This is a genomic window from Microbacterium sp. T3-8 (genome assembly GCF_055398145.1).
This window is the reverse complement of the sequence record NZ_AP027918.1, coordinates 2,923,716-2,937,689: the sequence shown is the minus strand read 5'-3', so window position 1 is coordinate 2,937,689 and position 13,974 is coordinate 2,923,716. Positions and strand designations below refer to the sequence as shown.

Below are 13,974 nucleotides of genomic sequence, written 5' to 3'. Positions count from 1 at the left end.
CCCGACAGATTCACCCGACAGTTTCATCCGACGAAGGAGTTGCAATGGCTGAGATCACGCGAGACGTCCTCATCATCGGCGCCGGCGCCGCCGGCCTCACGGCGGCGAACGACCTGCGCAAGGCGGGACTGTCGGTCGCCGTCCTCGAGGCGCGCGACCGCGTCGGCGGCCGTCTGTGGACCGATGTCATCGACGGCGCCATGCTCGAGATCGGCGGCCAGTGGGTCTCACCCGACCAGCAGGCTCTCATCGACACGATCGATGAGCTCGGCCTCGAGACCTACAGCCGCTACCGCGAGGGCGACAGCGTCTACGTCGGGCCCGATGGCAAGACCTCGCGGTTCACGGGCGAGATGTTCCCCGTCTCCGCCGCCACCGAGAAGGCGATCGCCGAGATCACCGAGCGCCTCGATGCGATGGTCGCCGAGATCGACCCCGACCGTCCCTGGGCGCACCCGAAGGCCGCCGAGTGGGACGCCGTCACCTGGGATGCGTGGCTCCGCCAGCAGACCGACGACGACGAGGCCGTGCGCAACCTGGCCTTCGCCACCGGCTCCGCGATGCTCACCAAGCCCACCCACGCGTTCTCGCTGCTGCAGTCGCTGCTGATGGCGGCATCCGCGGGTTCCTACTCCCACCTCGTCGACGCCGACTTCATCCTCGACAAGCGCGTCGTGGGCGGTCTGCAGCGGGTGCCGATCCTGCTCGCCGAGCGGCTCGGCGACGACGTCCTGCTGAACCAGCCCGTGCGTTCGCTCGAATGGGGCGCGACCGGGGTGACCGCCACGACCGACGACCTCACCGTCCGCGCGCGTTTCGCGATCCTCGCGCACGCGCCCGTGCTCTACAGCCGCATCTCGTTCGTGCCGCCGCTCCCGCGCCGTCAGCACCAGCTGCACCAGCACCTGTCGATGGGCTTCGTCATCAAGGTGCACGCCGTCTACGACCGGCCGTTCTGGCGCGAGCAGGGGCTCAGCGGTACCGCGTTCAGCCCGTACGAGCTGTCGCACGAGGCCTACGACAACACCAACCATGGCGATGAGCGCGGCACCCTCGTCGGCTTCGTCTCCGACCAGAACGCCGACGACCTGTTCGAGCTGTCGGCCGAGGAGCGCAAGGAGCGCATCCTCGAGTCGCTCTCGCACTACTACGGCCCCGAGGCCAAGAACCCCGTCGTCTACTACGAGAGCGACTGGGGCACCGAGGAGTGGACGCGCGGCGCCTACGCCGCGAGCTTCGACATGGGTGGTCTGCACCGCTACGGCGCCGATCTGCGCGCCGCGGTCGGCCCGATCCACTTCGCCTGCAGCGACATGGCCGGCGCGGGGTACCAGCACGTCGACGGCGCGATCCGCATGGGCCACCTCGCCGCCGAGAACATCATCGACGCGGGTCGTGCCGGCACGGCAGCGAGCGGCGCATGACCTCCGCGATCGTCGTCGGGTACACGGCGACGGATGCCGGGGCGGATGCCGCGGCCCTCGGCGCGCGTCTCGCGCGCAGCCTCGATGCGACGCTCCACCTGGTGATCGTGCTCCCCGCCGAGGGGACGCGCAGCCCGGTCGTCCCGCCCGAGCGGGCCTATGAGGACCACATCCGCGCCCAGGCGAAGCGCTGGCTGGAGGACGCGATCCTGCGCCTTCCGCACGAGGTGCACAGCCGCGGTCACGTGCGGATCGCCGAATCGTTCGCCGAGGGCCTCATCGCCGCCGGCGAGGAGTTCGATGCCCGCCTGATCGTCGTGGGCGCGGCCGCCGGCAGCCTCTTCGGCCGGCACCGCCTCGGCTCGGTCGCCTCTGAGCTGCTGCACTCCTCGACCATCCCGGTCGCGCTGGCACCCGCGGGCACGGCGACGCAGGACGACCACGTCGTGCCGCGCGTCACGGCCGCCGTCGGAACCCGACCGGGCGCCGAGGTACTGCTCGACGAGGCGGCGGCGCTCGCGGCCGACGGAGGCGTCGACCTTCGACTCGTCTCGCTCGTACCCTTCGACGTTCCCCCGGGACTCGACACCGGCGCGATCCGCGTCGTCGGCGAGGAGCACGCCCACGAGGTGCTCGCCCGGGCGAAGGACCGTCTTCCCGACACCCTCGGTGCCGTGGTGGAGGAGGCCCCCGGAGATAGCGTCGAGGACGCCGTCTCGAATCTCTCCTGGCTCCCCGGCGAGGTCGTTCTCGTCGGCTCCAGCAGGCTCGCACAGCCGCGACGCCTGTTCCTGGGCAGCACGGCGGCGAAGATGCTGCACGAGCTGCCCGTTCCCATGATCGTCGTCCCGCGCACGCGCGGGGAAGCAGGAGACCGCTGATGAGCAGCACGAATCGGGCGACGGAGCCCGAAGCAGTCACCACCGGCCTGTCGAGCAAGGGCCTGAGCGCCGGCACCATCGGGCTCATCGGAGCCGTCGTCATCGGCATCTCGTGCATCGCCCCGGCGTACACGTTCACCGCCGCGGTCGGCCCCACGGCATCCACCGTCGGTGCGCAGATCCCCGCGATCATTCTCGTCGGCTTCATCCCGATGCTCCTCGTGGCCTTCGGCTACCGCGAGCTCAACAACCGGATGCCCGACTCGGGCACGTCGTTCACCTGGGCCACTCGCGCGTTCGGGCCGTGGATCGGGTGGATGGCGGGATGGGGTCTGGTCGTCGCGACGATCCTCGTCCTCTCCAACCTCGCCGGCATCGCGGTCGATTTCCTCTTCCTGTTGATCTCCCAGGTCACGAACAACCCGGCCATCGCCGACCTCGCGAGCGTCACCTGGATCAACATCGGCGTCTGCCTGCTCTTCATGCTCGGCGCGACCCTCGTGTCGTACCGCGACATGCAGACCACGCAGAAGCTGCAGTACTGGCTCGTGGGCTTCCAGCTGCTCGTGCTGGTGTTCTTCGCCGGTGCGGCGATCGTGCAGGCGGTCAGCGGCAACGGCTTCGATTACCAGCCGTTCGACCTGAACTGGTTCAACCCGTTCGCGATCTCGTCGTTCAGCGCGGTCGCCGCCGGGCTCTCGCTCTCGATCTTCATCTTCTGGGGATGGGATGTCACCCTCACGATGAACGAAGAGACCAAGGACCCCGAGAAGACCCCGGGTCGCGCGGCCACCGTCACCGTCGTCACGATCGTGACGCTGTACCTGCTGCTCGCGGTCGCCATGATCATGTTCGCGGGCGTCGGAACGGGCGAACTCGGACTCGGCAACGAGGAGATCCAGGAGAACGTGTTCTTCCACCTCTCCGGGCCGATCCTCGGACCGCTCGCGTTCCTGGTCTCGCTCGCCGTTCTCACGAGCTCGGCGTCGTCGCTGCAGTCGACGTTCGTCGGCCCCGCCCGCACGCTGCTCGCGATGGGGCACTACGGCGCCCTGCCGAAGTCGTTCGCGAAGGTCAGCCCCCGCTTCTTCACCCCCGGGTACGCCACCATCGTGTCGGCGATCGTGGCCTCGGCGTTCTACGCCGTCATGCGCGTCGTCAGCGAGAACACGCTGTGGGACACCATCCTCACGCTCGGCATGATGATCTGCTTCTACTACGGCATCACCGCGTTCGCCTGCGTCTGGTACTTCCGCAAGCAGTGGTTCGACTCGGTGCGCAACGTGTTCTTCACGTTCCTGTTCCCGCTCGTCGGCGGGGCGATCCTCGCCGTGCTGTTCGTCACGACGCTGATCGACTCCATGGACCCGGCCTACGGCTCCGGCGCCCAGGTCGGCGGCGTCGGGATCGTGTTCATCCTCGGCATGATCATCATCGTCGTCGGCATCGCGGTGATGATCTGGAACGCCGTCAAGCGCCCCGCGTTCTTCCGGGGGCAGACCCTCGGCATCGACGCCCCGCCGAGCCTCCGCCGCCGCTGACCCCTCGCCTCCTCAGAGAAAGAGAACCATGACCACGCAGATCGCACCGGCCGAGCAGGCCCTCCTCGACAGCATCCCCACCGGCCTCTTCATCGGTGGCGAATGGACGGATGCCTCCGCCGGCGGCACCTTCGACGTCACCGACCCCTCCACCGGGGCCGTGATCCGCACGATCGCCGACGCGACGCCGGACGACGGCATCCGCGCCCTCGACGCGGCCGTCGCCGCGCAGGAGTCGTGGGCGGCGACCGCGCCGCGTGTGCGCAGTGAGATCCTGCGCCGTGCGTTCGACCTCGTGCAGCAGCACAAGGAGGACCTCGCGCTGCTCATGACGCTCGAGATGGGCAAGCCGCTCGCCGAGGCACGCGGAGAGGTCGTCTACGGCGGCGAGTTCCTGCGCTGGTTCAGCGAGGAGGCCGTGCGCATCAGCGGCCGATACGGCATCAACCCCGAGGGCACCGGGCACATGGTGGTCTCGCAGCGCCCCGTGGGCCCGTCGTTCTTCGTGACGCCGTGGAACTTCCCGTTCGCGATGGCGACGCGCAAGATCGCCCCGGCGCTCGCCGCGGGCTGCACCGTCGTGATCAAGCCCCCGGCACTCACGCCGCTGACGACCATCTTCTTCACCAAGCTGCTCGAAGAGGCGGGGCTCCCGAAGGGCGTCGTCAACGTCGTCCAGACCTCGAAGTCGAGCGCCCTCTCGGCGCCGATCATCGCCGACCCGCGGCTGCGCAAGCTGTCGTTCACGGGGTCGACCGAGGTGGGTCGCAAGCTCATCGCCCAGGCCGCCGAGGGCGTGCTGCGCGTGTCGATGGAACTCGGCGGCAACGCCCCGTTCGTCGTGTTTGACGATGCCGACCTCGACAAGGCCGTGGAGGGCGCGCTGCTGGCGAAGTTCCGCAACATCGGCCAGGCGTGCACGGCCGCGAACCGCTTCATCGTGCACGAGGATGTCGCCGATGAGTTCGCCCGCAAGGTGACCGAGCGCGTCAATGCGATGAAGGTCGGCCGCGGCACGGAGGAGGGCGTGGCGATCGGCCCGCTCATCGACGAGGGCGCGGTCGCGAAGGCCTCCGAGCTCGTCGGCGATGCCGTCGAGCGCGGCGCCAAGCTGCTCGCCGGAGGCAAGGCCCTCGACGGCGTCGGCACGTACTACGAGCCGACCGTCCTCACCGATGTCGTCCCCGGCAGTGCGATCCTGCGCGAGGAGATCTTCGGACCGGTGCTCGCGATCTCGACCTTCTCCACCGAGGAGGAGGCCGTGCGTCTCGCCAACGACACCGAGTACGGGCTCGTCTCGTACGTGTTCACCGAGAACCTGCAGCGCGGGCAGCGGATGATCGACGGCCTCGAGACCGGCATGATGGGTCTCAACGTGGGCGTCGTCTCGAACGCCGCGGCACCGTTCGGCGGCGTCAAGCAGTCGGGTGTCGGCCGCGAGGGCGGATTCGAGGGCATCCACGAATACCTGTCCACCAAGTACACGCTCATCCCGGTCTCCTGACCCAGACACCGGCGTGGGTCCCTGAGCCCGTCGAAGGGTCCCACGCCACCACGAGAGGACACGCCATGACCGACTACGCCGTCATCAACCCCGCCACCGGAGAGACGCTGGCGTCCTTCGACACCTTCACGGACGCGCAGATCGAAGAGGCACTGGTCGCCGCCGACGAGGCGCACCGCGAATGGTCGCGCACCTCGACCGTCGCCGAGCGCGCCGCGCTCCTGCGCCGTGCAGCCGAGCTGCACCGCGAGCGCCGCGAAGAGCTGGCCGACATCTTCGTGCGCGAGATGGGCAAGCCCCGCGAGGCCGCTCTGGGTGAGGTCGACTTCGCCGCCGACATCGCGGAGTACTACGCCGATCAGGCGGAGTCGATCATGGCCGACCAGCCGATCGCGATCCTCGGCGACGGCTCGGCGATCATCCGTCGCTCGTCGCTCGGACCGCTCGTCGGCATCATGCCGTGGAACTTCCCGGCGTACCAGATCGTGCGTTTCGCAGCGCCGAACCTGATCGTGGGCAACACGATCCTGCTCAAGCCCGCGCCGCAGTGCCCGGAGTCGTCGACCGCGATCGAGGCGATCTACCACGACGCCGGATTCCCGAAGGGCGCGTATCAGAACGTGCTCGCCACGAACGAGCAGATCGCGACGATGATTGCCGACTGGCGCGTGCAGGGCGTCTCGCTCACGGGATCGGAGCGTGCCGGTGCCGCGGTCGCCGAGATCGCCGGACGCAACCTCAAGAAGGTGGCCCTCGAGCTCGGCGGGTCCGACCCGTTCATCGTGCTGTCGACGGACGACCTCGACGCCACCGTGCAGGCCGGTGTCGACGCGCGTCTCGACAACAACGGCCAGGCCTGCAACGGCGCCAAGCGCTTCATCGTCGTCGACGACCTCTACGACGCCTTCGTCGAGAAGTTCACGGCGGCGATGGCGGCGGTCGAGGCATCCGACCCGACGCTCGACGACACGGTCCTCGGTCCGGTGTCGTCCGAGACGGCGGCCGAGAACCTGCAGAAGCAGATCGATCAGGCCGTCGAGCAGGGCGCGACGCTGCTCACGGGCGGCACCCGCGAGGGCGCCTTCTTCGCCCCCACCGTGCTCGCCGACGTCACGCCCGCGATGAACGTCTACCGCGAGGAGCTCTTCGGGCCCGCGGCCGTGGTGTATCGCGTCGCCGACGAGGATGCCGCCGTCGATCTCGCGAACGACACGACCTTCGGTCTCGGCTCGTACGTCTTCACGACCGATGCCGCACAGGCCGAGCGCGTGGCCGACAGGATCGAGGCCGGCATGGTCTACGTCAACCTCGTGCTCGCCGACAGCCCCGAGCTGCCCTTCGGCGGCGTGAAGCGCAGCGGCACCTCGCGCGAGCTCGGCCACCTCGCCGCCGACGAGTTCGTCAACAAGAAGCTCATCCGCATCGGCTGACCGCCCTTCGTCTCGCTGCGCTCGCTCAGGGACCGGAACACGCTCCGGTTCCTGAGCGAGGAGCGTAGCGACGAGACGAAGGACCCGACGGATGCCGAGCCGGCACTCGACACCCGATCAGACCGCGCGGGTCGGGGCGGGCGTAGGGTCGAAGCATGGCCAATGTCGCTGAGAACATCGTCAAGACTCTGCACGCCAACGGGATCGACCGGGTCTACGGACTGCCGGGCGATTCACTCAACGGTTTCACCGACGCCCTCCGGAAGGACGGCACGATCCGCTGGGTCCACGTGCGCCACGAGGAGGCCGCCGCCTTCGCCGCCGCTGCGGATGCCGCCACCACGGGCGACCTCGCGGTCGTCGCGGGCTCCTGCGGGCCGGGCAACCTCCACCTGATCAACGGTCTGTACGACGCCAATCGCTCGCGCGTTCCGGTGCTCGCCATCGCCGCGCACATCCCGACGAACGAGATCGGCACGGGCTACTTCCAGGAGACGCACCCGCAGGAGCTGTTCCGCGAGTGCAGCGTGTACGTCGAGTACGTCGCCGACACCAAGCAGATGCCGCGGCTGATGGAGATCGCGATGCGCGCGGCGATCGAGAAGCGCGGCGTCGCCGTGCTGGTGATCCCGGGCGACGTCGCACTCTCCGAGATCGCCGACGACCGCAGCGTCGTGATCGAGCGCACCCGCCCGGTCGTCGTGCCCAGCGGCCCCGAGCTCGAGAAGGCGGCGACCCTGCTCAACGCCGCGAAGAAGGTCACGATCCTCGCGGGCGCCGGCGTCGAGGGAGCGCACGACGAGGTCATCGCCCTCGCGGACGCTCTCGGCGCGCCCATCGTCCACGCGCTCCGCGGCAAGGAGTTCATCGAGTACGACAACCCGTTCGACGTGGGCATGACGGGGCTGCTCGGATTCGCCTCGGGCTATCGCGCGATGGAGTCCGCCGACGCGCTCCTGGTGCTCGGCAGTGACTTCCCCTATGAGCAGTTCTACCCCGAGAAGGCGAAGACGATCCAGGTCGACATCCGCGGCTCGCAGCTCGGCAAGCGGCATCCGCTCGATCTGGGCCTCGTCGGCGACGTACGTGCGACGGCCGAAGCCCTTCTCCCGCGCATCGCCCGCAAGGACGACCGCGGCCACCTCGACGACGCCCTCGCGCACTACCGCAAGACCCGTGCGAAGCTCGACGACCTCGCGGTGCCGACGAAGCCGGGGCGTCCGATCCATCCGCAGTACCTCGCGAAGCTGCTGAACGACCACGCCGCAGACGACGCGATCTTCACCGCCGATGTCGGGTCTCCCACCGTCTGGGCGGCCCGCTACCTGCACATGACCGAGCAGCGCCGTCTGATCGGCTCGTTCACGCACGGGTCGATGGCGAACGCGCTGCTGCACGGTATCGGGGCGCAGGTCGCGCACCCCGACCGGCAGGTCGTTGCGCTCGCGGGCGACGGCGGACTCGCGATGATGCTCGGCGAACTGATCACACTCACCCAGAACCACCTGCCGGTGAAGACGATCGTCGTGAACAACTCTTCGCTCAACTTCGTCGAGCTCGAGATGAAGGCGGCGGGCTTCGTCACCTACGGCACCGACCTGACGAACCCGAGTTTCGCGGCGATCGCCGAGGCGATGGGCATCTTCGCGCGTCGGGTCGAGAACAGCGAGGACCTGCCGGATGCCGTCCGCGAGGTCCTCGCGCACGATGGCCCCGCGCTGCTCGACGTCGTCACCGAGCGCCAGGAGCTGTCGATGCCCCCGGCGATCGAGGCGGCGCAGGTCAAGGGCTTCGCGCTCTACGCCATCCGCACGGTCATGTCGGGACGTGGCGACGAACTCCTCGACCTGGCCCGCGCGAACTGGCGCCAGTTCCTCTGACCCTCCGCTGCGCTCAGGGGTCCAGGAACCTGGGTCCCTGAGCCTGTCGAAGGGCCCGCCGCGAGAGACTCAGCTCTCGACGAGTGCCCGCACCTCGGCGGCCTCGCCGTGACGGCCGAGCCCCTCGAGCACGTCGCCGAGTTCGAGGGCCGCGACCTGGCGCAGCTGCGGGAACTCCGCCCCGTGCTCGATCGCACTGCGGTACACGGCTACCGCATCGGAACCGCGCTCGTTCGAGACGAGCACGCGGGCCGCGAACAGCTCCGAGCCCCCGGCGGAGCCGTTGTCTCCGATGGTCGCGAAGGCGTCGGCGGCGGTGAGTGCGGCGGCGACGGACTCGTCGATCCGTCCGAGCTGGGCGAGCGCGCGCCCGCGGGAGTCCGTGACATCCGCGCGCAGCCAGTCGGCCTCGTGCTCGGTCGCGAGGGCTGCGACCTCGTCGAAGAGCGCGAACGCCCGCTCGTCGCCGCGCCCGCCGTAGGCCTGTCCGAGGTTGTGCAGCACATCGGCCATGACGCCCACGGCGTCGGGTGCGCGACGCACGATGTCGGCGGCCGATTCGAGCAGCGCGAGCGCATCGTCGTTCTCGTCGAAGCGGGCGAGGATCTTGGCCTGCTCGCTCATGGCGCTGGCCTGATCCGCGTACTCCTCGCCCTGGCCGAACAGGTCGGCGGCGTAGCCGTACGCGCCGACCGCCTGACCGAACTCTCCCGCCGTGGCGAGCGAGCGGGCGAGCAGCATCGCCGTGGCGGCGCGCGAGGCGGGTTCGACCTCGGCCTTCTCCTCGCGCTCGAGCACGGTACCGAACAGCTCGGCGGCCTCCTCCGCATCGCCCGCCGCGAGCATCGCACGCGCGAGGCGGAAGTCGGCGCCCGTGGCATCCGCCCCTTCCTGTGCGGCGATGCGCGCGAGCACCCGGAACCGCGCGACGGCCTTCTCGGGCTCGCCGGCGTCCTCCCACAGCGCGCCCGCGAGCAGGTGCGCCGAGCCGAGTGCACGGGTGGCCCCGAGGCCCGCGATCAGGCGGCAGACCTCGTCGGCATCGGCAGCGCCCTCGGCGAAGTCGCCGCTGCCGCCACGGATGCGGGCCCGCGTCTCGAGTGCGTGCGCCCGGTGGCCCGTGCTGAGGTCGTCCTGCGCGATCAGTCGGTCGAGCAGAGCGGATGCCGCTTCGGTGTCGCCCTTGTGCAGCAACGCCGAGATCGCGACGAGCGTCGTCGTGTTCGACAGGCGGGCGTCCTCGGCCTCCGCGAATGCGCGCGCCGCCTGCTCGGCGAGGTTCAGCGCGGCGTCGGCGTCGTCGCCGCGCAGGTGCAGCGATGCCCGGCTCAGGGCGAGATCTCCCCGCGACCACGCCGGCAGAGCCGCGGCGTCGGCGAGCTCGCGGTCGAGGGCAGCGGCATCCTCGGGGGTCGCGAGGCCGAAGGTCGCGAGCCCGAGGCGTTCCTCGAGATCGGCCTGCTCGGCCTTCCCCGCCGCGCGCAGCGCGGCGATGCGCTCGGGAAGCACCGGCCACGCCTCCTCGGCACGATCGAGCGCGACGAGGATGCCGAGGCGCATCGACAGCAGCTGCGCGCGCTTCTCGGGGTCGGCGACCTCGAGGGCGTGCGGGAGCGCGGCGAGGGTGCCCTGCTCGTCGCCGTACTGGGCGAGCTGCATCGCGCGCTCGTACCAGCCTTCGGCGTCCGTCGGATCGACGGTGGCGGGCTGTGCGACGAAGGCATCCGAGCGGATCGGCACGTCGTAGCTCTCGGTTCCGAGCGCGCGCATCCGCTCGAGCGCGCGGGCGTGACCGTCGGTACCGTCGCGGCGGTCGAACTCTGCACCGAGGCGCTCGGCCGTCGCCCAGGCGGCTGCGGCGAGGTCGGCGGCGCTCCAGGGACCGTCGTGCGGTCCGAAGAACGGCACGAGGGCCGCGGCATCCGCTCCCCGCACCGGGGTCTCGCCGTGGCCGGTGGCGGCGACACGGTCGAGCGCGAGGGCGAACGCGGCGAGTGCGGCGAAGTGCGCGTCGACGTTGAGTCCGTCGTGCGCGAGCCAGCCGATGTGCCGTTCGACGAGCGACAGTGCGCGCGCCTCGTTGCCGGTGATCGCGGTGAAGACGATGTTGTTCGCGACGATGCGGAGGTTGTCGGGGTTGTCCTTCGCGAGCCGGTAGCTGCGCAGGTGCGCGGTCTTGGCCTCTTCGCCCCGCCCGTTGCGCAGGTACGGCACCAGCACGCGCGAGAGGGCGTGCTCGGGTTCCTCGCCGCACGAGAAACCGCCCTCGATCATCTCTTCGACGAGGCGGATGGCGTCGGCATCCCGATCCGTCTCGGCGAAGAACCCGGCGAACTGGCTGCGCCCGCAGGCGTCGCAGTGGCTGTGGTCATCGCGCGGGGTCGCCTCGAGCTGCACGCGCAGGGCCTCGGCATCGTCGATGCGTCCCGCGTCCCACGCGTCTTCGAAGCGGGCGGTGAGCACGCCGCTGAGTCCGAGGTCGGCCGCGCGGTAGTGGGTCTCCATGTCGTCGAGCACCGCGGCGATCTGCTCCTGCGAGAACGCGGGGGAGGAGCGCAGCGACGACGCCATCCACTTGAACTGCCACATCAGGTCGGCCCCGCCGTACTCGAGGTCGGCGGGGAACCGGCCGGGGTCGGCGTCGTGGCGGGCGAGGCACCAGGCGAAGGAGTTGAGCATGACGTCGGTCGCGCCGTTCATGTTCGCCGACGCGGTCTGCCGCATGCGCGCCTGGTACTCGAGCTGCTCGTCGCCGATCTCCTGCGCGAGGGCGACCGCCTCGGCCACGAGAGTCTGCTCGGCGGGGCCCCAGGGCGTGCGGTCGATCTCTTCGATGAGCTGCGAGAAGCGCTTCTTCGGACGGGTCATGGACATCTCCTCGGTGCGGGAATCAGCGGGTGGGCCCGTCGGCGGTGCCCTCGAAGGGGAACGCGTCCTCTTCGAGACCCGCCGAGAGCGAGACGAGGTCGCCGAGAGCGGTGGTCATCAGCGTGCGGTCGGCATCGCTGAGCGGGTGGTGCCCGGCGAGCAGGGCCTGGATGTACAGCAGTTGGAGGGTGCGCGCGAACACGGCGTCGTCATCGACGCGGACCAGGGCGCGCACGACGCGGTTCGACCAGTTCAGGCACAGGCGCGCGCTGAGGTCGTCGTCGCGGGCGGAGGACAGCGTCTGGTCGATCTTGTCGAGCACACCGCCCCAGAGCGAGCCGGTGATGCCCTTCGTGCGGCCGCGGTCGATCGCACGCAGCACGTCGGGGTCGGCGACGTACAGGCCGGTCAGGTCGGGGCGGTCGATCGATCGCACCACGACGGCGCACGACGATGCCGCGAGCACGGCGCTCGCCCTGGCCTCGAGGGCGACGGCGGCGTCGCGGTCGTCGAGCGGCGGAGGGTCGAGCCGGTCGAGTTCTCCGGTGACGTCGACCTTCTCGATCGTCACGGCGGGGTAGAGGTCCGGCAGCATGCGCACGAGGTCGGCGTCGTAGAGGTAGCCGCCGTTGACGAGCACCTCGGATGCCGGCGAGATGCCGGCGACCTGGCGGAACTCGTCGACCGACGAGGCGTAGCGCACGTGCGGGTAGCGTTCGACGAGGTCGCCCAGCTGCATCGTGCCGTGGGTGGTCTCGACGGTCAGCCATCGGGTGATGAACCGGGCCAGTTCCTCGTCGTGGCGCACGAGGGACTTGAGCCCGAGCTCGTGGATCGCGACGAACTGGGCCAGCCGGTGCGGCTCGCGCAGACCGAGCTCGAGGATCCAGCGGCGGATGCCGGCACCGAGCTGTTCGCGCACGCGTTCGAGTGCCGCGTCCTCGACGAGCGATTCGCGGCTCGCGGTGGGCGCGAGCCCGGTGGAGTCGACGACCGCTCTGACGAAGAACGCCCAGTCGGGGAGCACGTCGGCGGCGCGCTCCGAGAGGAGCATCCGGCCGAGGTACATGCGCGTGGCCTGCCGTGCGCCGGGAGGAGGAGCGAAGGGCAGCACGTAGGCGAGTCCGCGGGTGCCGGTGGCCGGCTCGTGCAGCTCGATGACGTCGAGGGGCGCCGCGCCGAGCAGTTCGCGGCCGTACTGCACGGCGGTTTCGGGGGTGCCGTCGAGGAACGGGGCCGGGTGCGTGATGTCGATGTCGCCCGCGCCGGAGTCGATCGTGACCCGCACGGGGAGGAACTCGCCGAAGGCGGTCGCGAGCTCGTTCACCGCGGCGGGGCGCAGCAGGTCGCCCGCGTCGAAGCGCGGCACGAGGTGCACGCTCGTGCCGATCGGCAGCTCCTCGTCGATCTCGGCGACGTGGAAGGTGCCGTCCGAGCTGCCCGTCCACTCGACCGACGCCCCGCCCTTCGCGCTGCGGGAGCGGATGACGATGGTGTCGGCGACCATGAAGCAGCTGAGCAGGCCGATCCCGAACTGGCCGAGGTAGTCGCTGCGGGGCAGGTCGAAGATGTCGCGCTTGGAGCTGCGGCCGACGGTGGCGAGCAGATCGGCGACCTCGGTGAGCGTGAGTCCCACGCCGTCGTCGCGCAGCACGAACTCGCCGTTCTCGGCGGTGAGCGGGGTGATGCGGATCCGTCCGCCCCCGCCGTCGACCTCTCGTCGGGCGGTGATCGCGTCACGGGCGTTCTGCAGCAGCTCGCGCAGATAGACCCGGGGGCTGGAGTAGATGTGGCGGCTCAGAAGGTCGACGACGCCGCGCAGATCGACCTGGAACTGCTGCACATCCGCTGTCATCGACACCCCTCCCAGAGATTCCCCGCATCGAAGCCTACAAGAGGGCGCCGACGTCGCCCCGGTTCGGCGGGCGACGTCGGATGCCGTACACTGGGGGAGCAGTTTGTTCTCTGCATTCTTTCGCCGTGCCCCGGGTCACTCCGAGTCATTCCGTGAAAGGATGTGGGAACACCCCGAGACCTCCCGGTCTCTAGGGCGGTAGCTCAATTGGCAGAGCAGCGGTCTCCAAAACCGCAGGTTGCAGGTTCGATTCCTGTCCGCCCTGCGCGTCAGCGCACGCTGACACACGAAAGGTACATTCAGGATGAGTCAGGACGAACCGCGCGGCGAGGTCATCGCGGCTGGCGCCGCCCGCGAGAAGAAGGGCAACCCCTTCTCCCGGTTCTTCGGAAGCATCGCCCTGTTCATCCGCCAGGTCATCTCCGAACTGCGCAAGGTCGTCACACCGACCCGCAAAGAGCTGTTCAAGTTCACCGCGGTCGTGCTCGTCTTCGTCCTGATCGTGATGGGTATCGTCTACGGCCTCGACACGTTCTTCGCGTTCGTGACGCACTACGTGTTCGGTATCCCCGGCTGATGACACCCCCGCGG

At 69.8% G+C, this 13,974-nt stretch carries 9 protein-coding genes and 1 tRNA gene; 8 read left to right on the top strand and 2 right to left on the bottom strand.

The window, feature by feature from the left end; all coding sequences use genetic code 11:
- The first annotated feature begins 44 nt into the window (after positions 1 to 44).
- The 6 genes from ACZ5Y9_RS14080 (at position 45) to poxB (ending at position 8,660) form a co-directional block, all read left to right on the top strand.
- Positions 45 to 1,424, top strand: coding sequence for a flavin monoamine oxidase family protein (locus tag ACZ5Y9_RS14080; protein WP_247625137.1), 1,380 nt, complete (start codon positions 45 to 47; stop codon positions 1,422 to 1,424).
- Complete coding sequence (locus ACZ5Y9_RS14075; RefSeq protein ID WP_247625136.1) at positions 1,421 to 2,305, top strand: universal stress protein; 885 nt, start codon at positions 1,421 to 1,423, stop codon at positions 2,303 to 2,305. The genes ACZ5Y9_RS14080 and ACZ5Y9_RS14075 overlap by 4 nt, the downstream gene beginning before the upstream one ends.
- Positions 2,305 to 3,846 carry an APC family permease gene (locus ACZ5Y9_RS14070; RefSeq protein WP_464471601.1) on the top strand — a complete coding sequence of 514 codons (1,542 nt, stop codon included), beginning with the start codon at positions 2,305 to 2,307 and terminating at the stop codon, positions 3,844 to 3,846. The genes ACZ5Y9_RS14075 and ACZ5Y9_RS14070 overlap by 1 nt, the downstream gene beginning before the upstream one ends.
- Before the next feature lie 28 nt (positions 3,847 to 3,874).
- A complete protein-coding gene (locus tag ACZ5Y9_RS14065; RefSeq protein ID WP_247634123.1) occupies positions 3,875 to 5,350 on the top strand; it encodes an NAD-dependent succinate-semialdehyde dehydrogenase in 1,476 nt (491 codons plus the stop codon).
- A gap of 65 nt (positions 5,351 to 5,415) precedes the next feature.
- Positions 5,416 to 6,780, top strand: a complete 1,365-nt coding sequence (locus ACZ5Y9_RS14060; protein WP_247625133.1) for an NAD-dependent succinate-semialdehyde dehydrogenase — start codon at positions 5,416 to 5,418, stop codon at positions 6,778 to 6,780.
- A 155-nt stretch (positions 6,781 to 6,935) separates the two neighbouring features.
- Complete coding sequence (poxB, locus tag ACZ5Y9_RS14055) at positions 6,936 to 8,660, top strand: ubiquinone-dependent pyruvate dehydrogenase (protein ID WP_464471600.1); 1,725 nt, start codon at positions 6,936 to 6,938, stop codon at positions 8,658 to 8,660.
- Positions 8,661 to 8,729: 69 nt separating this feature from the next.
- Here the strand turns inward: poxB and ACZ5Y9_RS14050 are convergent, their stop codons facing one another.
- Positions 8,730 to 11,528, bottom strand: coding sequence for a hypothetical protein (locus ACZ5Y9_RS14050; protein WP_464471599.1), 2,799 nt, complete (start codon positions 11,526 to 11,528; stop codon positions 8,730 to 8,732).
- Positions 11,529 to 11,550: 22 nt separating this feature from the next.
- A complete protein-coding gene (locus ACZ5Y9_RS14045; RefSeq protein WP_464471598.1) occupies positions 11,551 to 13,383 on the bottom strand; it encodes an HSP90 family protein in 1,833 nt (610 codons plus the stop codon).
- A 192-nt stretch (positions 13,384 to 13,575) separates the two neighbouring features.
- Here ACZ5Y9_RS14045 and ACZ5Y9_RS14040 point away from each other — a divergent pair.
- A tRNA-Trp gene (locus ACZ5Y9_RS14040) sits at positions 13,576 to 13,648 on the top strand.
- 39 nt (positions 13,649 to 13,687) lie between these two features.
- Positions 13,688 to 13,960, top strand: a complete 273-nt coding sequence (secE, locus tag ACZ5Y9_RS14035) for a preprotein translocase subunit SecE (RefSeq protein WP_247625129.1) — start codon at positions 13,688 to 13,690, stop codon at positions 13,958 to 13,960.
- Positions 13,961 to 13,974: the final 14 nt, after the last annotated feature.

What these genes read in the sequence shown, in the direction of transcription:
- ACZ5Y9_RS14080 (WP_247625137.1), top strand. Translation starts at nt 45, where the DNA reads ATGGCTGAGATCACGCGAGACGTCCTCATCATCGGCGCCGGCGCCGCC.
- ACZ5Y9_RS14075 (WP_247625136.1), top strand. Translation starts at nt 1,421, where the DNA reads ATGACCTCCGCGATCGTCGTCGGGTACACGGCGACGGATGCCGGGGCG.
- ACZ5Y9_RS14070 (WP_464471601.1), top strand. Translation starts at nt 2,305, where the DNA reads ATGAGCAGCACGAATCGGGCGACGGAGCCCGAAGCAGTCACCACCGGC.
- ACZ5Y9_RS14065 (WP_247634123.1), top strand. Translation starts at nt 3,875, where the DNA reads ATGACCACGCAGATCGCACCGGCCGAGCAGGCCCTCCTCGACAGCATC.
- ACZ5Y9_RS14060 (WP_247625133.1), top strand. Translation starts at nt 5,416, where the DNA reads ATGACCGACTACGCCGTCATCAACCCCGCCACCGGAGAGACGCTGGCG.
- poxB (WP_464471600.1), top strand. Translation starts at nt 6,936, where the DNA reads ATGGCCAATGTCGCTGAGAACATCGTCAAGACTCTGCACGCCAACGGG.
- ACZ5Y9_RS14050 (WP_464471599.1), bottom strand. Translation starts at nt 11,528, where the DNA reads ATGACCCGTCCGAAGAAGCGCTTCTCGCAGCTCATCGAAGAGATCGAC.
- ACZ5Y9_RS14045 (WP_464471598.1), bottom strand. Translation starts at nt 13,383, where the DNA reads ATGACAGCGGATGTGCAGCAGTTCCAGGTCGATCTGCGCGGCGTCGTC.
- secE (WP_247625129.1), top strand. Translation starts at nt 13,688, where the DNA reads ATGAGTCAGGACGAACCGCGCGGCGAGGTCATCGCGGCTGGCGCCGCC.